The organism is Thermostichus sp. OS-CIW-32 (assembly GCF_054060415.1).
Genome location: NZ_JBSSDD010000001.1, coordinates 41,878 through 60,685, shown reverse-complemented (window position 1 = coordinate 60,685; position 18,808 = coordinate 41,878). Strand labels below are relative to the sequence as shown.

Here is an 18,808-nt window from a genome sequence, read left to right as displayed (position 1 = left end):
GCCGGCATCCTGAAAACGACCCTAAAACGACCCTAAGTTATCTGTCCCCTTCCCCGCTGTTTCCCCTAGACCCTATGCGCATCCGATCCATCCGCGTTCTCAGTGGCCCCAACTACTGGAGCATCCGTCGTCATAAGCTGATTCAAATGCGGCTTGATCTGGAAGACTTGCAGGAGCGACCCACCAACACCATCCCGGGTTTCAAAGAAAGGTTGGAGGCCCTGTTGCCGGGACTGTGGGAACACCAGTGCTCCCGCGGCTGCTATGGGGGATTCTTGCAACGGGTGGAAGAGGGCACCCTCATGGGCCATGTGGTGGAGCATGTGGCCTTGGAACTGCAGACTCTGGCCGGCATGAAAGTGGATTTTGGCCGCACCCGCGAAACCTCCACCCCCGGCACCTACAACGTCGTGTTCGAGTATCAAGAGGCAGAGGCCGGGCGCTTTGCGGCCAAAGCTGCAGTCTACCTCTGTCAGGCTTTGGTGGATGGAGAAGACTACCGCCGCGACCTAGAACTGGACATTCAAGAGTTGCGAGAGATCCGAGAGAACGTCCGCTTCGGCCCCAGCACCCAAGCTTTGCTGGACGAGGCCGCCCTGCGCGGGATCCCCTATCTGCGCCTCAACAAGGGATCCCTGGTGCAACTGGGGTACGGCGTCTACCAAAAGCGCATCGAAGCCACCACCACTGAAAAAACCAGCATCATTGCTACCGACCTGGCCGCCGACAAGCGGGCCACCAAAGAACTGCTGCAGGACATGGGGATCCCGGTGCCCAAGGGCTATACGGTGCGTCGCCGCAGCGAGTTGGCAGCCACCATCGAGGATGTCGGGGGCTTTCCGGTGGTGATCAAGCCCCTTAACGCCAACCACGGCAAGGGCATCACCGTCAACATCACCAGCCTGGAAGCCGCCGAGATCGCCTACGATGCCGCCAGCCAATACTCCGATGTGGTGTTGGTGGAAAAGCACCTGGTGGGGGATGACTACCGACTGCTGGTGATCAACAACAAGCTGGTGGCTGTGGCCAAGCGGATCCCAGCCTATGTGGTGGGAGATGGCCGCTCCACCATTCAAGAGCTGATCGACGAAGTCAACAGGGATCCGCGGCGGGGGTTTGGCCACGAAAACGTGCTGACCCAAATTAGCGTTGATGACATGACCCTGCGTATCCTCGAAAGCAAAGGCTACACCCTGGATACGGTGCTGCCCAAAGGAGAACATTGCACCCTCAAATCCACCGCCAACCTGAGCACCGGAGGCATCGCCGTCGATTGCACCGATATCATCCATCCCTACAACGCCTTCATTGCCGAACGGGCAGCTCAGATCATCGGCCTGGATGTGGCGGGCATCGACCTCATCTGCCCGGACATTGCCCAGCCCGTCAACGAAACCGGTGGCGGCATTGTCGAGGTGAACGCTTCTCCCGGCCTGCGCATGCACCTGGCCCCCAGCGAAGGGATCCCGCGCAATGTGGCTGAGCCCATCATCGACATGCTCTTTCCCCCCGGCAGCCACACCCGCATCCCCATCCTGGCCGTCACCGGCACCAACGGCAAAACCACCACCACCCGCCTGATCGCCCACATCCTCAAAGGCATCGGCAAGCGGGTCGGCTTCACCACCACCGACGGCGTTTACATCCAAAACCATCAAATTGCCAAGGGAGACATGACCGGCCCCCACAGCGCCCGCCTGGTGCTCAGGGATCCCACCGTAGAAGTGGCGGTGCTGGAAACGGCGCGAGGCGGCATTTTGCGAGAGGGGCTGGGGTTTCCGGAATGCGATATTGGCGTGGTGCTCAACGTAACCTCAGATCACCTGGGGTTGGGGGATATCGAAACCCTAGAAGACATGGCCCGCGTCAAATCCGTCTTGGTGGAAGCGGTACACGAGCGGGGCTACGCTGTCTTGAATGCCGATGATGGTCTGGTGGCCGCCATGGCCGCCAATGTCAAGGCGACAGTGGCCTATTTCAGCATGAACCCGGAAAATCCCCTCATTCAAAAGCACATTGCTTCCGGGGGCATAGCAGCTGTCTATGAAGAGGGCCACATCTCAATTTTGAAACGGGGCTGGAAACTGCGCATAGAAGATGTAACCAAAATTCCCCTCACCCTCTCTGGCAAGGCCAGCTTCATGATCCAAAATGTGCTGGCCGCTACTTTGGCAGCCTTCCTGCACGGGGTTTCCATCGACGACATCCGCATGGCGCTGGGCACCTTCACCAGTTCTGTAGCCCAGACCCCCGGTCGCCTCAACTTGTTCGATGTGGGGGGCTACCAAGTGCTGGTGGACTATGCCCACAACCCGGCAGGTTACGAGGCCATTCAAAGTACCCTGGAGCGCTGGGATTGCCAACGAAAAATTGGGGTCATCGGCGGGCCTGGGGATCGGCGCAACAGCGACCTACGAGAGTTGGGAGTCCTGGCAGCGCGCATGTTCGACCGGGCCATCGTCAAAGAAGATGATGACCGGCGAGGACGGGAGCCAGGCGAGGTGGCCGCCCTGATCCGGCAGGGTTGGGAACAGGAAAAGGCAGGGGATCGCCTGCAGGAGATCTTGGATGAGGCTACTGCCATCGAAACCGCTTTGGAAAAGGCCGAACCTGGAGACCTGGTGGTGATCTTTCCGGCAGATGTGCAGCGCACCATCCAGATCATCACCCGCTTTCAAGACAAGCTCAACCCCAAACCCAGTTACCGCGGCTCTTCCTACAGCATTGGCCCAGATTTGATCTCCCCCAGCCCCGACGGCAAGCCATCTTAGGACGGCTGTCGACAACTCCAGAGTGCTCTATGGCCTCCATTCCTGGACAGACATCGAGAATTGAGTGGGCGGAGGTGACCCATGAGTTCTCGGCAGCGATATCCTAAGTTTAGGCTGGCGGGGGCGGGTGACTTGTCTTTTGGGAAGCAGCAGGTGTTCGGCTTGAGGGATCCCCGGCTTTCAAGGGGCCCTAAGCATCTCCAAAAAAAGCCTGAGGACGTCAGGGATCCAAAAGGGCTTGAGGACCCTATCCCGCTAACGAGCAAGGACTCCGTCTCGCTGACACAATGAGAATGTCGTTAGGGTAGTTGTGAATTTGGCAAGGAAAACAGCTCATGGACAGCGCTCTGCTTCAAGCGGCTCGCCAGATTTATCAATTTCATCTGCAGTATCGACCGGAAGTGCTGGAGCAACCTCCGCGGGGGGTAGTTATTCACCGCCGTACCCTGCGAGGGGATCTGATCTTTTCCGAGTTCCCCATCCTGCTGCCCCAGGAAACTTTTATTCCGCTGCAGCAGTTGGAGCCGCTGCGGTGAGGCACGAGGTTGGCGCTGACAGAGCAGATCCTTCCTTTTTCTGCCTTTAGGAACTCCGTCCCGCCGACGCGATGGGAATCGCTGCCATGCTCGAGGTTCTCCCCTACTGCGCAACGCTCGCATGATGTGGCTGAGCAACGCTGATGCGAACGGCACCTGGGAGCTGCGCCTACTGGGCTGGGTGCTGGTGCTGGTGTTGGGGGCCTGTGTGGGCAGCTTCTTGAACGTGGTGGTCTATCGCCTGCCGCAGGGTCTTTCTCTGCTCCATCCCGGATCCCATTGTCCAAGCTGCAAGACGCCGCTGGGCCCCACGGAGAACATTCCCATCCTAGGCTGGTTGTTGCTGCGCGGTCGCTGCCGCCATTGTGGAGCGCAGATTAGCTGGCGCTACCCTGCCGTTGAGGCGTTGACAATGGGCCTGTTTGCCCTCAGCATCGGCGCTTTGGGGTTTTCTGCCCAAGGGATCCTCACCTGCATCTTGTTGAGCTGGCTGTTGGCCCTGGCGCTCATCGATCTGGATACCTTTTTGCTGCCGGAGGAGCTGACCCGTTCAGGCCTGGTGGTGGGGCTTTTGGCCCGCCTGGCTCTGCCGTGGCTCCAGGGATCCGGATCCCTGGCCGCTACAGGCCTGTCACTGGTGGAAGGGATTGCAGGAGCTGTGCTGGGCCTCTGGCTGCTGGAGGGCATTGGCCTCTTGGCCCGTTGGGTCTTGGGGCGGGAGGCTATGGGCGGGGGAGATGGCAAGCTGTTGGCCCTGATCGGCATGTGGTTGGGGTGGCAGGGGGTGGTGGTGGCCCTTCTTTTGGGTTCCGGGTTTGGCCTGCTGGCTAGCTTGCTGGCCATGACCAAGGGGCGGGCCCGCCTGGGAAAGCCCATCCCCTTCGGCCCCTACTTGGCTATGGGCGGAGGGGTAGCCGCTCTAGCCGGATCCCAACTGGTGGAGGGCTACCTACGCTGGGCCGGATTGGTGGGGTAGAGGGAACGTCCATTCAACATTGGATACTTCATGTTTCGGGATCTATGACTTCAAACTGATCGGGAAAAAGAATGAGATTAAAATATCGAAAACCTCCTACCAAGCTCAAATCCGGAACCGCTAAATCAACCGCATAGCCTTCAGTGGGATCTGAGTAACATTCCACAATGGATCCCTGAGTTCCAGCAGGAATAGTGGTCTCGCTGAAATACTCCTTGACATCTGCCACAGTTTTGACTCTACTGTATGGCTTGATTCTAGAAGTGGTTTTACTCATCATTGTGTACCTCTAGCCAATTGGTGACCAAACGAGGGATTAAACTTTCCTTATCAACCTGCCACACGGTCACTAAAGTGCCTTTTTTCTGATTGAGGCCCAAAATTTCAATCTTGACTCGATAGCGGCTTCCATAGGGTGTTGGAAACGGATCCCCGGCTAAGGCGCAAGGCAGAGCAGCAGTAACCTGTTGCAGAATGTGAGCAAATCCCACCCTTCTTCCCTCTGGTGTACTGACATCATAGCCAAGCTCTGCAAAGGCAATCCACTTGCCTTGATTTCCAGGATTAGCTGGATTCATAGAGTAATCAACGAACTTGGCAGGATCCACTGCTGCTTCAGAAGCCCTGGGCAAGGATCCGGCCATGGTTGCAGCTTTTGCCGACTTCACGTAAGGTCTAAGGACTCCGTCCCGCTGGCGCGAACAGTAGCCCAGACGTCTCACGCTAACCTGAAACAACCATATTAATATTAATTACTCCACCCCCTCGATTCGGTCTTCCACTTCCTGGTACAGCTCCTGCAGACGCTCGATATTGGCCTGGGAAGTCTGCCAATAGCCACGCCCATGCACCTCCAGCAGGGATCCGACAATGCGCCGGAAGGAGTGGGGGTTGAGGTTCATCAAGCGCTGCCGCATCGCCTCGTCCTTGATGAAAGTCTCGTTGGTTTCCTCGTAGATCCAGTTGTCCACCGCGCCTGCCGTAGCTGACCAGCCGGAGGTGTTGACCAGCCGCTTGGCGATCTCCCTTACCCCTTCGTAGCCGTGCTTGAGCATCCCCTCATACCACTTGGGGTTGAGGAGCTTGGTGCGGGCGTCCAGACGGATGGTTTCGCTCAGGGTGCGGATCTGGGCGTTGGGCGTGGTGGTATCCGCCATGTAGGCAGAGGGGGCCTTGCCGTCGGGGCGCAGGCTCTGCACCAGCTTGGTGGGATCCGCGTCGAAGTAGTGGCTGACATCGGTCAGGCTGATCTCCGAGGAGTCCAGGTTCTGGAAGGTCACATCCACCGTCTTCAAGCTGGCTTCAAAAAGCTGCCGCATCTGCTGGTTGGGCAGATTCGAGCCAAAGGCAAAGGACTTGCGGGATAGGTACATCTCCCGCAGCTCCCTCTCGTCCTCCCAGGAGCTGTTTTCCACCGCCAGGTTGATGTTGGCGGAGTAGGATCCGGAAGCGTTGGAAAAGACCCGCGTTGCCGCCTGCTCCAACGTCAGCCCCAGTTCTTCTGCCTGCTGCAAGGCGTGCTTGCGCACAAAGTTCAGCTCCGGTGGCTCCACCGCTGCGGCCGCCAGCTTCACCGCCCGGTCGATCAGGTCCATCTGGTTAACAAACAGATCCCGGAACACCCCCGAGCAGTTCACCACCACATCAATGCGGGGCCGGCCCAGTTCCTCCAAGGGGATTAACTCCACCTTGTTCACCCGCCCCAGGGCATCGGGTTTGGGTCGCACCCCCAGCAAACACAGCACCTGCGCCAGGGATTCCCCATAGGTCTTGATGTTGTCGGTGCCCCAGAGCACCACCGAGATGGTCTCCGGGTACTTGCCGCCGTTGCTGCTCATCTCGCGGGCCAGCAGCCGTTCCACCACCATCTCCGCCGACTGGATGGCGGCTGCCGTGGGGATGGACTGGGGATCCAAAGCATGGATGTTCCGTCCCGTGGGCAACACATTGGGGTTGCGGATGGGATCCCCTCCTGGCCCCGGCAAAATGTACTCCCCTTCCAAGGCCCGCAGCAGGGATCCCAGCTCATAATCTGCCGTAATTTGCTTGAGGCACTCCTCCAGAAATTCAAACAAGGGCTTCAAAAGATCCGGATCCACCTGGGGGTAGCCCGCTTCTTTTAGGACTGCCAACCAGGAGGCTTGCCGGCCCATGTTGAAAAAGTTGAGCTTGGCCACCCGCGCGACCCGGCCCTGGGCGTCGGTCTGCTCCTGCACCAGCGCCGCCACCGCCTTCTGGCAGGCCTTGTTGATGCGATCCAGCAGCTCCGTATCCGCCAGGTGTCCCCGATCCCGGTTGCGGTAGATCTCATCGATATCCCGGCCCAGGCTTTGGGCGAGAATGCGGGGCAGGCCGAGGATCCCTTCTTCGGGGCGGTCAATGCTGGCAATGCTCACCAGGGTGGCAATCGCCTCCTCTGCCGTGGGGGGCGCTCCAATGACGTGCAGACCACAGGGCAACAGCCGCGACTCGATCTCCATCAGCTGGGCGTAGAGCTTGCCCACCACCCTATCCCGCTCTTCCAAGCTCAACTGGGCGGCGTCCCCCTGGGGCAACTCCACATCCTTGTCCAGGTTCACCAGCCGCGCCTTGTCGCAGATGGCGTTGACGATGGCGATGCCCCGCGCCCCCTCCCGCAGGGTTTGGTAGGAGCCGATCATCTCCCGCAGCTCTTGCAGCCCCTTGTAGAGGCCGGCGTTTTCTGCCGGCGGCGTCAGGTAGCTGATGGTACAGGCGTAGCCCCGCCGCTTGGCAATAGTGGCCTCACTGGGGTTGTTGGCGGCGTAGTAGTACAGGTTGGGCAGGGATCCAATTAGATTATCCGGATAGCACTCGCCCGACATGCCGATCTGCTTGCCCGGCATAAACTCCAGGGATCCATGGGTGCCAAAGTGCAACACCGCATCCGCCCCCCAAACTTTCTCCAGGTAGGTGTAGTAGGCAGCAAAGCCGTGGTGGGGGCTGGCTGACCTGGAAAAAAGCAGCCGCATGGGATCCCCTTCATAGCCGAAGGTGGGCTGCACCCCGATGAACACATTGCCAAAGTGCTTGCCGTAGATGAGCAGATTTTGCCCATCGGTATTCAGGTGCCCCGGCGCTGGCCCCCAGTATTGCTCGATGGCTTTCACGTAGGGTGTCAGCGCCTCGTACTCCCGCACCGACAGTTTGGCGGCCACATTCAGCTCCGGGCTGGCGTACTGGGCCTGGGGATCGTGCAGGATGGACTCCATCAGCTCCTGCGGGGTTTTGGGCAGCTCGGGGCCGAGGTCATAGCCGTTGTGGGCCAGGGCCTGCATCACCCGGTGAATAGAGGCAAATACATCCAAGTAGGCTGCTGTCCCCACATTGCCTTTGTCCGGTGGGAAGCTGAAGACGGTGATGGCGATCTTCTTCTCCAGCTTGGGCTTGCGCCGCAAATTGGCCCATTTAATGGCCCGCGCCGCGATCAGCTCGATCCGATCCTGCATTGCGTGAGCTTTGCCGGTGGCCGCGTCCCGCCCTGAGAGGATGATGGGATCAATGGCCCCGTCCAGCTCGGGAATGGCAATCTGCAGAGCCACCTGCACCGGGTGCAGCCCCAGGTCGCTGGCAGCCCATTCCTCCGTCGATTGAAACACCAAGGGCAGCGCCACCATGTAGGGGCGATTCAGCCGTTGCAGCGCTTCCACCGCCTTGGGGTGATCCTGCCGCGCCGGCCCTCCCACCAGGGCAAACCCGGTTAGCGACACGACCACATCCACAATGGGCGCTGTCTTCTGCGCGTTCCAGAAAAACTCGTTCACTGGCTTGGAGAAATCTAGACCCCCGGCAAACACCGGCACCACCCGCGCCCCGCGCGACTCCAGCTCTTGCACCATGGCCACGTAGTGGGCATCATCCCCCGTCACCAGGTGGGTGCGCTGCAACACCAACCCCACGCAGGGAGCCAAGGGATCCTTCACGTCCTGCGGCAGATCCTCGCGGGCGTTGTACCAATCCAAATACTCCGCCAGACTGGCAAACATCTGCGGCGCCAAGGGGTGCCAGATGCCCATCTCCAAGTAGGTGACCGGCTCGGCAAAGGAGAGCTGCCCCCGCATCCCCGGCAGGTAGCGATCCGCCAACATCAGCAAAAAGTTCTCCAGGTTCTCGCGGGATCCCCCCAGCCAGTACTGAAAGCTGAGCATGAAGTTGCGGGCATCCTGCGCCTTGTCGAAGGGCAGATACTTCAGCACCTTGGGCAGGGTCTGCAGCAGCTTCAACATCCCCTCCTGGAAGTTGGATCCCTGCTGGCGCTTGCGCATAAACTGGGCGATGGCGCTCTTGGACTGGCCTAGCTGCGCCATGGAAAAGGATCCCATCTTGTTCAGGCGCATCACCTCCGGCATGGAGGGAAACACCACCACCGCATCCAGCCGTTCCCGCAGGGGTTCTACCGCCTGCACCACCTTCTGGGCAATGTCTTCGATAAAAATCAGGGATCCAATAAAGACATTGGCCGTTTCCAGATCCCGCCGAAAAGCCTCATAGCCCGCGGGATCCCGCAGCTCCTCCACCAGATAGCCGGACAGCTCCACCGCCAGCTTGGAGTTGTGGGCGTTGATGTGCTGCACTGCTGCGGTCAGGGCACTCTGATATTGCGGCTCCAACACCACATACACCACCTTCATCAAGCGGCGATCCCCTACCTCGGCAGGGGTAACGTGGCGGGTGATGGGCTTAACCAGAGTAAACATGCGGTCGCTCTCCGTCGTGCAATGCAAAAGATGGGGTGAACTGGGGAAAGGACTCCGTCCCGCTGACGCGATAGGCAGGATCCCCTATTGTCTGTTTCCCGTTCTACCAGAGAAACGGATCCCTGCTGAGGGTATGACGGCAAGGTCGTAATAATTCGCAATGATCGCTGAGGTACTGTAAAGGGGAAGAGGATCCCTTCCCCAGAGAGCGTCCCCTTCTAAGGATCCAATGGACTTCTCACCCCGCGCCCGCCTTTATTCAGCACATGGGTGTAAATCATGGTGGTTTTGACATCTTTGTGGCCCAACAATTCTTGGACGGTGCGGATGTCGTAGCCGTTTTGCAGGAGATGAGTGGCAAAACTATGGCGGAAGGTGTGGCAACTGACCCGCTTGGGGATCCCGGTTTTTTGGACAGCTTGTTTAATCGCCCGTTGTAATCCAGACTCATGCAAATGATGGCGGCGGGTGATGCCAGTGCGAGGATCCTGAGATAACCTTTCTGCCGGAAAGACATATTGCCAGCTCCACTCCCGCTCCGCATTGGGATACTTGCGCTCCAAAGCAAATGGCAGATAGACTGAGCCGTATCCTTGTTCCAAATCCTGCTGATGTTGTCGCTTTGCCCAGAGCAAGTGTTCTTGCAAAGGTTCCACTAAGGTTTCTGGCAGCATCGTTAACCGGCTCTCCATCCCTTTACTATTGCGAATCACCAGTTGCCGTTGGTTAAAATCCACATCTTTGACCCGGAGCTGCTGGGCTTCCGCCAATCGCAAGCCACTGCCATACAGCACCTGCACCACCAAGCGATGGATCCCGGATAGATGCACAATGATGGCTTTGACCTCCTCAGGGGTTAAGACCGTAGGCAAATAGCGTGACCGTTTGGCTCGCACGGCGTCTAGGTCAAGGTCTAGCTCCAGATGCAGCACTTCTCGGTAAAGGAACAACAGCGCACTGAGAGCCTGGTTTTGGGTGGAAGCGGCAACCTTACCCTCCACCGCCAGGTGAGTGAGAAAGGCGTTGATTTCTTCGCCGCCCATCTCCTTGGGGTGTCGCTTGTTGTGAAACAAGATAAAGCGACGGATCCAGAGAAGATAAGATTTCTCGGTTTGGTAGGAGTAGTGTTTGACCCGGAGGGCATCACTGACTTGCTCCAGGAGCTTTCTGGGTCTAGGTATGGGTGTGTTGATGCTCATTCAGCCAGATAAAAACCCTTTGGAGGTAATTATCGCTCAAAATGTTGACTATACAGACAAATTAGGGTAGCATTACACTAGGCGATGGAAAAGTCTGCTTCTTAGGTGATTATCAGTCATCTAGCTGCAGAAACACATGTTGGGCGGCTTCGCCTAAGTTCAAGTTGGGAGAGATTTTATGCCCCAGAGAAATACTTTGATATGCACGGTTGGAACAAGTCTTTTTGAAGGCAACTTAAGTCGTTTGTCAGCAACTATACCTAATGTGCCATCAAATTGGGAAAATATTCGCAAGGCTTATGATGAACAAAATTGGACAAATTTAGCTGAAGAGATGCTTAGAGTCTCGCCAACCGACAGAGTGTGCGGCGCTGAAATCAACACAATAGAAGAAGCCCGAAGAAAAAGCTGGCTTGAACTTGAAAATCTAATTTTTCTTGTTTCGGATACTCCTAAAGGAAAAAACACAGGAGAATTTCTAAAGCGCTATTTTGAACGACGTACCGACCTCAATTTACGAAATCTCGAATATCAAACTGTTGATAATCTTCAAGATGAGCGCCCCACAGATTTTAGAGTTCACGGCTTAAGAAATCTTGTTCGCAAAGCTGGCGAATATATACAAAGATTTGGTGGTGCTGAATATGTCGCCATTGACGCAACTGGCGGATACAAAGCGCAAATAGCAATAGCCGTTATTGTTGGGCAGGCATTGAACATACCTGTTTTTTATAAACACGAGAGATTTTCGGAAATTATAGATTTTCCTCCGTTGCCCATATCATTCGACTACGAAATTCTTGCACAAAATGCAGATGTACTAACAGACTTTGAACGCGGCGGAGCGTTTTCGCGCAGTGAATTAGGTGAAATTGACGAAAAGTTTCGTGTTTTATTGGCAGAGATTGTTGTTGATGGGGAGTCTGTTTACGAATTAAGTCCGATAGGGCAGATTTACTTAACAGGTTTTCGTATCCGCAACCCAAAGCCGGTAAGACTAATACCAGCCGAAAATAAAAAAGAGCCATCGTTTAGAGATGACCATTACCCAATTGGGTTTAGAGATTTCGTGGAAAAAGTTTGGCGGGAAAACCCATGGATAGTAACAGCGAACTCATTGCCTTACGACAAGCAGAAATCAATTAAGGGTATTGGATTCTATGTTCGAGAAGAAGATGGCAAAAAACGGCTTATAGGAACGTTCCAAGATAAAGATAATTTTGGCGCAAGGTTTTGGATTCATGTTACCGATGAATCTTCAATCGCCTTAGCATGGGCGGCAGACACCTTAAACCAGAAGTACAGACCATGAACAACAACTACGCCGCCCAACACGCGCTTCCACCTGACACCGCTCCGCTGCGCTTCGCGGCGCAGGTGAAGCGCAGGCCGTTATATTGCTTGTCTTATTAGTCAAATAGATTTAGTTTAGTCATTTGGAAACAGCATGTCAGAAGGTAAGTTCCAGAACTATGCTCCACTTAACCCAAACACAGCAGAGAAAAAGTTTTGGGAATGCCTCAAAAAGACATTTCAGAATGAGCCATGCGTAGCTTACTTTAGGTATCCAATTTTTAAACGCACAGGCAATCTCACCAGAGAACCTGACGTTATCTTTATGCACAGAGATTTAGGATTGTGGGTATTTGAGTGTAAAGGGTGCAGTATCGCTAACATTGAAAGTATCGAAGGGCATCAGTGGAAAATGACCAATTGGCATAGGGAAGAGGAATTGCCTATGCTTCAAGCTGAGGATGGCATGTTTGCAATAAGTGCGAAACTCACAGAACGAAGAGAAACACGAGGACTGGTCGCCTCACACTACAGAGTGGTATTACCCTTTGTTAAAGAGCAAGAATGGCAAGATAAAGGATTTTCTGACTTGCCGTGTACCCATGGCGTTGTTTTGCTAGAGGAGGATCTGAAGCCATCGACTCTCCGAGAAAAACTACAGTTGGGCGCTTGCGAAAATCCACAGCGTCCTCTATCTGATGAACAGTGGCAAAACATAGTTGCTTTACTGGGCGGTTCGCTACCAAGACAAGAACCTAGAGCCATACCCACAGGAACGCCACCCGAAAATCCTGTAAGAGTCATCCATTATCTGGAATCTCGCCTTCGTTTTCTGGACGATCAACAGCAAAAGGTAGCTTTTGAGGTTCCAGATGGCCCTCAGCGTGTTAGAGGATTAGCAGGAACAGGGAAAACCGTTCTATTTGCCAAGAGAGCCGCAAAAATCCATGCCGCGCACCCTGACTGGAAAATTGCTTTTGTGTTTTTTACACAGGCACTTTACGACCAAATCATAGGTTTAATCAGTCTTTACTATCGTGAAATGGTTCGGCAGGATGAAGGAGATGTAGAGCCAAACTGGCACAATGTACAAGTACTACATGCTTGGGGTTCAAGAGAGCGTAACGGTTTCTACCGTAACTTAGCCCAAAAATCGGGAATACGTCCTCTGAGTGTCAAGGATGTAAGAGAGAGGATGGGGCGCAACTGCTCTCCATCAGAGGCTTTTGAGTATGTTTGCGATGATCTAGAGAAAAGGGTGCCGAACATACCTGTACTTTTTGATGCGATCTTGATAGACGAAGGACAGGATTTGCCCCCATCCTTCTATCGATTAGCTTATAAAAGTTTATCTGACCCAAAACGACTTTATTGGGCATACGACGAAGCACAGGGGATTGGAACCCTGACGGTACCTCGTCCTTTGCATATCTTTGGGCTTAATCCAGATGGAACACCAGTAGTAGATTTAGGTGGGAACAAACTTCCTGATGGAACCATAACCAGCCCTACCTACGAAGGAGGACTGCGCAAGGCACACAATTTAAACCGATGCTACCGAACACCTAAAATGCTTCTCATGGCTGCTCACGCTATCAACATGGGCTTACTGCGACAAGAGGGTTGTTTGCAAGGAGTGAGTAACAAAGAGGATTGGGAAAAACTAGGTTACACTGTTCTGGATGGAGATTTTTCAGATGCAAGTGTCAAAGCTGGCAAAACAGTCACAGTTACGCGCGAGGCAAAAAACAGCCCTCACCCCATAGACAGTGATGATTTTCCTCACAAGGACGCTTTAGGCTCACCTTTACGCATCCAGACTTTTTCGGATGAGTTGGAAGAGCAGGAATGGATTGCTCAACAAGTGGAGGAAGATCTGAAGTTAGGCTTCGACCCTTGGGACTTGTTGATTACTTGCCCCACTGGTGATAAAGAACAGCAGTACTTTGAAGCAATAAAATCTAAACTCTCAAGGCGAGGTATCCAAAGCGTTATTGCAGGTGTTGATACAAATCTGGATATCTTTCGCATGGATAACTGCATCACGATCTCAACAATTTTCCGAGCCAAGGGCAATGAGGCGTGGAAGGTTTATGCTTGCAGATTTCATTGTGCTACCCAGCCATTAGCTTGGAGAGGAGAGTCAGAACTACAGAAGCGTAACGAAGCCTTTGTTGCACTTACACGAGCGCGTATCTGGTGCGTTGTAACTGGGGTTGAGGGTGCGAGCCCAGTTTTTGAAGAATTGAGAGCTATTGTGCAACAGTACCCAAATCTAACCTTTAAAGCATTCAATCAATCCTCATTGAAAAGGATTAATGATGAAGATTTTGAATAGCAAATTAGAAACTCGTATCAATATTTGCTACCAATTGTAAGTGCAACATAACAAATCACTGCACCCGACTTGAAGCTATACTTTAGTCATTACCCAAAACTATAGCTAGGTAGGTTAAGGTTGTCGCCTTAAGATTCTGGGAAACCAATGTGGGGCTACGCCCAGCGACCCATATCATGCCAACCTTTGTATGCTTAGCTATACTGGTGGCGGGTGAGTTCAACCGTTAGATGCCCTTATTCCCTGGTTGTGGCTATCCTCCCAGTCCTGATTGAGAGCAAAGGGGTAGTTAGACAAGGAGTGCATTAAACAGGTAGCCGATACTGATGATTCCAAAAGTCATTAGGCTAATAAACACAGCTAAAAGTTGAGGGCGAAGAACTTTTCTCAGGATGACCATCTCAGGCAATGAGAGAGCCGTCACAGCCATTGTGAACGCTAATACAGTACCCATCGGCATTCCTTTGTTAACCAATGCTTCGGTAATTGGCATAACACCAGCAATGTTTGCATAGAGAGGTACACCCAACACTACAGCAACAGGAACAGCGAATGGGTTGCTAGACCCTGCTAATTGTGTAACTAAAGTGGTTGGGACATAGCCATGAATTCCAGCACCGATCGCAATACCGACAACGACATAAAGCCATACCGATCGCACAATTTCACTGGACTGAAACCATCCCTGCTGAAACCTCTGTTTCCAAGTGACATGATTGGCGTTAAGGTTGTCCTCTTGAGCATTGTCTTGGTGGGCTTTTTGAAATTGCCATACAAAAGATTCAACCCATTTTTCCAACTTGAGCCATCCGATGATATAACCAGCTAAGATCGCTAATCCAACCCCAAAGCCAATATATAGAAGTGTGACTTTTAACCCGAATAACCCCCACAACAGTACAACAGCTACTTCATTTACCATTGGGGCAGAAATCAAATAAGAAAATGTCACACCCAGAGGGATACCTGCTTCCAAAAAACCAATAAATAGGGGTACGGCAGAACAAGAGCAAAAAGGTGTGACAATCCCCACCATCGCCGCTAGAATATTTCCGCCCAAAGTGCGCTTACCTTCTAACCATTGCCGCACGTTTTCAGGTTGCAAAAAACTCTGAAATGTTCCCACAACAAAACTAATAACAATCAATAAGGTCAAAACTTTGGGGACATCGTAAAGGAAAAAATGCAAGCTAGCTCCGAGATGAGATTTAACTGACAGTCCTAATAGACGAGTGACGATCTGTGTTGCCAGCCAGTCGAATGGATAAAACGGATCGAACATTGTTTGTCCTCTCTTCTACATCTGTAAGAGTCGCTGAATTTCCTCACTGGTCATCACTTTACCTTTACCCACGACCTTACCATTAACAGTCAGTGCAGGTGTAGACATAACTCCTCGCTTGGCAATTTCAATGGGGTCAGTAATGTGAAAAATTTCTGCTTCTAGGTTAAGTGCAGCGATCGCTTCTCTGGCATTAGCTTCTAGTTGCTGACATTTTTTGCAGCCTGTTCCCAGTACTTCAACTGTGATCGGTTTCATAAGAATTTTCCTCCCAATGTTTACGTCAGATCGCAATAGCATTAATTTCTCAAAGGCTTGACTTGAAACTGATCTAGGACAACGCATTCTTGATCATTTTTTTGCAAATTGTGCAAATTGGCATAGCACTGTTGAGCCAGTGGTGTTAGCTCATTATGAAGAATTTGTAATTGGCGAATCGTATCTTCAATTTCATTAACTTTTTTGCTGAGACGTTCATAAACCGCCTGACAAGTGAGCGATCGCCCATCCTTTAACGCAAGAATGTCTTTAATTTCATCTAGACTAAGCCCCAAAGATTTAGCCCGTGTAATAAAGGTAAGCCGCTCCACATCTTGTTGACTGAATAGCCGATACCCTGCTTCTGTGCGCTGTGGGGATGGAATTAACCCAATTCGCTCATAAAAGTAAAGGGTTTGTGGATTAATATCTAACAGACGCGAGACTTCCCCCACTTGAAACATTGACATCACTCCATTACAGCCTGATAAGCTCATAGTAAACCTTATACTTTGATATAAGGTCAAGGGTCGTCAGGTAAAGTTTGTTAAAGTTGTCAGGTTGTCAGGCATCTAACACTGCGTTGGTGCGGACGGAACAGAGGTTATTGGTGGGTATTCAAGGTTATCTGCCGCCACACAACTTCACCGTTGGGCGACAGGAATGCCATAGTGGAGGGGTAATATGGGACAAGAAAAAGTATTCCAAAGACACCAGCAACGCGTCTTTTTCAAGAGTCAAGACCTTGATTTCTACCTGGTATGGGCAATGGGCTTCTCGACCTATCAAGGGGCTGAACTTGGAGAATGCTTGCGTATTGCATCACAAATCAACGAGAGTGATCTGGCAAGCTGGGTAAGAGCATGGAAAACGATGGCCGCTCACCTGGAACAAGTGGCTGCGGTTGTGCAGACCAAGGGTCACCTAGTGAGTGCCCATGAAACCTACCTGCGCGCGATGACCTACTACCGCTTCGCCTCCGTTTGTCAACCTCCTCAAGACCCCGATTTGCCTGCAACCTGGCAAAGGATGAGGGAGTGTTTTCGCAAGGTGGCCGAGTTGTCCAATCCACCCATCACCCCGCTTCAGATACCCTTTGAGGGCAAGACGCTCACGGGTTACTTTATGCGACCCGCTATGTCGGGCACGAAGCGCCCGACCTTGCTGGCAGTCAGCGGCGGCGAAGGTGTGGCCGAAGATATGTATTTCTTCGGTGGCTTAGCTGGCATTCGGCGCGGTTATAATGTCTTGATGTTTGAGGGGCCAGGACAAGGTCAGGCAATCCTGGATGGAATGACCGTTCGTCTAGACACCGAAGTAGTTGCAAGACAGATTGTAGACTTTGCATTAGAGTTGCCCGAAGTAGACGGTAAGCGCCTGGCGATTTACGGGATTAGCGGCGGCGGCTATGCGGTCACAAGAGCCGCCGCTTTCGAGAAGCGAATCAAGGCATGTATTGCTAATCCGCCGATCATTGATCTTCCGCGCGTTTTGCAGTCGGAATGGGGTGCCTTCCAGAAAGCCCCAAATACAGTCAAGGAGATGGTGCTGGGAATTCTTACCCGCCGAAATCCCGTGGCGCGGCTTGCATTGAGCAAACTTCTCTGGTCGGCGGGCGTTGACCGAATTACTGAATATATGATGAAAGTCAGCGAGGCACGCGTTGAGGTGGAGAATATCGAGTGTGCCCTGCTATGCATGGTTGGTACTGCTGATCCAGTAGAGTGTATTCGGCAAACGCACGAGTGTTACGACCGACTGCGAGGGCAAAAAGCTATCCGCGTATTCACCCCCGAAGAAGGTGCCGACGCCCATTGCCAGGTGAACAACTTGAGTCTTTCTAATCAAACGCTGTTTGATTGGTTAGATGAGGTTCTAATGTAGCGTCAAAGTGCCGCCCAACCTGCGCTTGCGCCTGACGCCGCTCCGCTGCGCTTCGCGGCGCAGGTGAAGCGCAAGCCGTTAGCCAGCGCGACTTAATCTCAAGTGTAATAATATCCAACATCGAGGAGTTGGAAAGATGAACACAGTGATTACCATTCCTCTGGATGCAGATACAGCGAGACTTTACAGTCAAATTCCTGCTGACCTGCAAAGAAAGTTTCAGTTGTTACTTAACCTTTGGCTACGCGACCTCATCGTACCACCGCGTCCCCTTCAGGTTGTCATAGATGAAATCAGCCAAAAAGCACAGGAGCGTGGCTTAACTCCTGAGATACTGGAATCTCTGCTGAATGTCGAATGAACCATGCTTTGTTTTTGATACCAATGTTGTTATCAGTGCGCTCCTGTTGAGATGTTCTGTCACTCGTCAAGTCTTTGACAGGGCAACACAGAGAGGCAAATTGCTTATCTCACGTGTGACCGTTGAAGAATTGAGCGATGTCCTGCGGCGCAAAGGATTTGAAAGGTATATAACCGAGGAAGAACGGATGGAGTTCTTGAGCACTTTTGTTAGAGATGGCGTCTTGGTGGAGATTGTAGAGCGCGTGGCGACGTGTCGTGATCCCAAAGACGACAAGTTTCTTGAACTGGCTGTTAATGGCAAGGCAAGATGTGCGTGCCGTTAGATGTACCCAGAGACAAGATGATGAGCAAGCTCAAATGCCCTCATTGCGGGAACCCAGGGATCCCTGTCCTCTGCAAGGTGTGCCTCGGCTCAACTGTGCCTGCGACCTGCAAAGCGTTATGAATCTTTGTTTGAGTCGTAATTGAGAGGAAATAGGTGAGCTATAATTCCTAATGGACTTTTCTTTTCATTGCAGGTTGGGTAATGCAAAAACAGGAAGTCCTTACATTACTGGCAAATCACCAGAACACTCTGAAGGACTTTGGCGTAAAGTCTCTAATGCTCTTTGGTTCAGTAGCAAGGGATGAAGCGCAAACAGACAGTGATATCGATCTGCTAGTAGAGTTTGACCGTCCAGTTGGATTGTTCACTTTTGTACGCTTGAAACGATATCTAGAGGAAATTTTAGAGAGTCCGGTTGATCTAGGTACGCCTGACTCCCTCAAGCCCTATCTGCAAGAATCCGTTCTCCGGGAGGTGGTTCGTGCCTTCTAGAGATTGGCAGAACAGAGTAAGAGACGTGCTAGCTGCGATTGAAGAGATCCGAGAGTTTATAAAAGACATCACGTTCGATGAATTTCAAGTCGATCGAAAGACAGTTGGGGCAGTTTTGTATAATCTTGCAATTAATTGGTGAAGCAGTTCGCGGCATTCCACCAGAGGTGGAGGCTTCGCATCCTGAAATTCCATGGGACGAAATGCGGGGAATGCGGAATATTGTGATCCATGAGTATTTTCAAGTGAGTTTGTCCATCATCTGGCAAACGATTCAAGAAGATCTTATTTTATTAGAAACCTCTCTTCGACAATTGATAAACCCTTAAGAGAAATGTATAATGTCGGAAGTAACAGCAGCATTAGACCTCACCTC

The 18,808-nt window shown here is 52.6% G+C and carries 17 protein-coding genes; 11 read left to right on the top strand and 6 right to left on the bottom strand.

Features of this window, described 5'->3' with window-relative positions; genetic code table 11:
- Positions 1–74: 74 nt before the first annotated feature.
- The 3 genes from cphA to ACVWY8_RS00320 all read left to right on the top strand — a co-directional run bounded on the left by cphA (position 75) and on the right by ACVWY8_RS00320 (position 4,283).
- Positions 75–2,771: a cyanophycin synthetase gene (cphA, locus tag ACVWY8_RS00330; RefSeq protein ID WP_457392586.1), complete on the top strand. Its 2,697-nt coding sequence runs from the start codon at positions 75–77 to the stop codon at positions 2,769–2,771.
- 335 nt (positions 2,772–3,106) lie between these two features.
- Positions 3,107–3,307 (top strand): hypothetical protein, encoded by a 201-nt coding sequence (locus ACVWY8_RS00325; RefSeq protein WP_011432545.1) that lies wholly within the window; start codon positions 3,107–3,109, stop codon positions 3,305–3,307.
- 124 nt (positions 3,308–3,431) lie between these two features.
- Positions 3,432–4,283: a prepilin peptidase gene (locus tag ACVWY8_RS00320; protein ID WP_457392709.1), complete on the top strand. Its 852-nt coding sequence runs from the start codon at positions 3,432–3,434 to the stop codon at positions 4,281–4,283.
- A 269-nt stretch (positions 4,284–4,552) separates the two neighbouring features.
- On the opposite strand, the gene ACVWY8_RS00315 is transcribed toward ACVWY8_RS00320, so the two are convergent.
- The 3 genes from ACVWY8_RS00315 to ACVWY8_RS00305 all read right to left on the bottom strand — a co-directional run bounded on the left by ACVWY8_RS00315 (position 4,553) and on the right by ACVWY8_RS00305 (position 10,197).
- The gene (locus ACVWY8_RS00315; protein ID WP_414330567.1) at positions 4,553–4,927 is read right to left on the bottom strand and encodes a DUF6883 domain-containing protein; all 375 of its coding nucleotides are present in this window, start codon (positions 4,925–4,927) and stop codon (positions 4,553–4,555) included.
- Positions 4,928–5,035: 108 nt separating this feature from the next.
- Positions 5,036–8,998: a magnesium chelatase subunit H gene (locus tag ACVWY8_RS00310; protein WP_457392589.1), complete on the bottom strand. Its 3,963-nt coding sequence runs from the start codon at positions 8,996–8,998 to the stop codon at positions 5,036–5,038.
- Between the two features lie 218 nt (positions 8,999–9,216).
- Positions 9,217–10,197: an integron integrase gene (locus ACVWY8_RS00305; protein ID WP_414343089.1), complete on the bottom strand. Its 981-nt coding sequence runs from the start codon at positions 10,195–10,197 to the stop codon at positions 9,217–9,219.
- 178 nt (positions 10,198–10,375) lie between these two features.
- On the opposite strand from ACVWY8_RS00305, the gene ACVWY8_RS00300 reads away from it, so the two are divergent.
- A complete protein-coding gene (locus ACVWY8_RS00300) occupies positions 10,376–11,509 on the top strand; it encodes a putative CRISPR-associated protein (RefSeq protein WP_457392591.1) in 1,134 nt (377 codons plus the stop codon).
- 135 nt (positions 11,510–11,644) lie between these two features.
- A complete protein-coding gene (locus tag ACVWY8_RS00295) occupies positions 11,645–13,828 on the top strand; it encodes a DEAD/DEAH box helicase (protein ID WP_457392594.1) in 2,184 nt (727 codons plus the stop codon).
- A gap of 289 nt (positions 13,829–14,117) precedes the next feature.
- Here ACVWY8_RS00295 and ACVWY8_RS00290 read toward each other — a convergent pair whose 3' ends face one another.
- The 3 genes from ACVWY8_RS00290 to ACVWY8_RS00280 are packed head-to-tail and all read right to left on the bottom strand — an operon-like array spanning position 14,118 to position 15,832.
- The gene (locus ACVWY8_RS00290; protein ID WP_457392597.1) at positions 14,118–15,110 is read right to left on the bottom strand and encodes a permease; all 993 of its coding nucleotides are present in this window, start codon (positions 15,108–15,110) and stop codon (positions 14,118–14,120) included.
- Between the two features lie 15 nt (positions 15,111–15,125).
- Positions 15,126–15,368: a thioredoxin family protein gene (locus ACVWY8_RS00285; protein ID WP_457392600.1), complete on the bottom strand. Its 243-nt coding sequence runs from the start codon at positions 15,366–15,368 to the stop codon at positions 15,126–15,128.
- A gap of 41 nt (positions 15,369–15,409) precedes the next feature.
- Positions 15,410–15,832, bottom strand: a complete 423-nt coding sequence (locus tag ACVWY8_RS00280) for a heavy metal-responsive transcriptional regulator (RefSeq protein ID WP_457392712.1) — start codon at positions 15,830–15,832, stop codon at positions 15,410–15,412.
- Positions 15,833–16,052: 220 nt separating this feature from the next.
- Between ACVWY8_RS00280 and ACVWY8_RS00275 the strand changes: the two genes are divergently transcribed.
- The 6 genes from ACVWY8_RS00275 (at position 16,053) to ACVWY8_RS00250 (ending at position 18,761) form a co-directional block, all read left to right on the top strand.
- A complete protein-coding gene (locus tag ACVWY8_RS00275; RefSeq protein WP_457392603.1) occupies positions 16,053–17,252 on the top strand; it encodes an alpha/beta hydrolase family protein in 1,200 nt (399 codons plus the stop codon).
- A 136-nt stretch (positions 17,253–17,388) separates the two neighbouring features.
- Positions 17,389–17,613, top strand: coding sequence for a hypothetical protein (locus ACVWY8_RS00270; protein ID WP_414329510.1), 225 nt, complete (start codon positions 17,389–17,391; stop codon positions 17,611–17,613).
- Positions 17,603–17,938: a putative toxin-antitoxin system toxin component, PIN family gene (locus tag ACVWY8_RS00265; protein WP_414329508.1), complete on the top strand. Its 336-nt coding sequence runs from the start codon at positions 17,603–17,605 to the stop codon at positions 17,936–17,938. Before ACVWY8_RS00270 ends, ACVWY8_RS00265 begins: the two co-directional genes overlap by 11 nt.
- A gap of 203 nt (positions 17,939–18,141) precedes the next feature.
- Positions 18,142–18,432, top strand: coding sequence for a nucleotidyltransferase family protein (locus tag ACVWY8_RS00260; protein WP_414329506.1), 291 nt, complete (start codon positions 18,142–18,144; stop codon positions 18,430–18,432).
- Positions 18,422–18,574 (top strand): HepT-like ribonuclease domain-containing protein, encoded by a 153-nt coding sequence (locus ACVWY8_RS00255; RefSeq protein WP_457392606.1) that lies wholly within the window; start codon positions 18,422–18,424, stop codon positions 18,572–18,574. The genes ACVWY8_RS00260 and ACVWY8_RS00255 overlap by 11 nt, the downstream gene beginning before the upstream one ends.
- The gene (locus ACVWY8_RS00250; RefSeq protein ID WP_457392609.1) at positions 18,510–18,761 is read left to right on the top strand and encodes a HepT-like ribonuclease domain-containing protein; all 252 of its coding nucleotides are present in this window, start codon (positions 18,510–18,512) and stop codon (positions 18,759–18,761) included. The genes ACVWY8_RS00255 and ACVWY8_RS00250 overlap by 65 nt, the downstream gene beginning before the upstream one ends.
- Positions 18,762–18,808: the final 47 nt, after the last annotated feature.